The following is a 765-nucleotide window of genomic DNA, read 5'->3' as shown; positions in this document are numbered from 1 at the left end:
TTATCAAAGATATCTACTACAACGAAGGCCAAGGCACGTATGGCTACCGTCCGATGTGGGCTGCTCTGCGTGACAAGGGCGTTAAATTAGCGATGGAAACAGTGCGTAAACTGATGCGCAGTATCGGGCTGAAGACCGAGCTATATCACAAGAGAACTGCAAAATACAGCTCCTACAAAGGTACTGTAGGAAAAGTAGCTGATAACCTTCTTCAGCAGCACTTCGATGAAGAAAGGCCATATCATGTTATCCATACCGACATTACAGAATATGCACTAACTAACGGTAAGAAAGTTTATATCTCGCCTGTAGTGGATGAGGCTTCTTTGGAGATCCTTGCATGTACTGCTAGCTACTCCCCCGACATGGAGTTAGTATTGGGTATGCTAGATGAATTGGAAACCAAACTACCGGCTTACTCCCACCCAGTTATCCATTCTGATCAAGGTTCTCAGTATCAAAGTCCAACCTACCAAGCCCGCTTGAAAGAGATGGAACTAGTTCAAAGCATGTCCAGAAAGGGAAACTGTCACGATAACGCACCGGGTGAAACTATATTCAACTTAATGAAACGTGAGAGACTAAATCGAGTTAAACTGCATTCTTTGGAGGAAGTTCAACAAGAACTTGAAGATTACATATATTGGTTTAACAACATCAGACGGTCCAATAAACTAAATTACACGACCCCTGTAAAATACAGAGATCGTGTAATGGCAACTATTTAAGATTTTCTAAAATGTCTAACTTTTCTATGGCACTTCA

The 765-nt window shown here is 41.8% G+C and carries 1 protein-coding gene; it reads left to right on the top strand.

Features of this window, described 5'->3' with window-relative positions:
- Nucleotides 1-728: IS3 family transposase (locus HMPREF3168_RS09215; RefSeq protein ID WP_148129897.1), on the top strand; the 728-nt coding region annotated here is incomplete at its 5' end.
- Nucleotides 729-765: the final 37 nt, after the last annotated feature.

The sequence above is a fragment of the Lactobacillus sp. HMSC08B12 genome, from assembly GCF_001808415.1.
Classification (GTDB): domain Bacteria; phylum Bacillota; class Bacilli; order Lactobacillales; family Lactobacillaceae; genus Lactobacillus; species Lactobacillus delbrueckii.
This window is presented reverse-complemented; position numbering and strand designations above follow the sequence as displayed.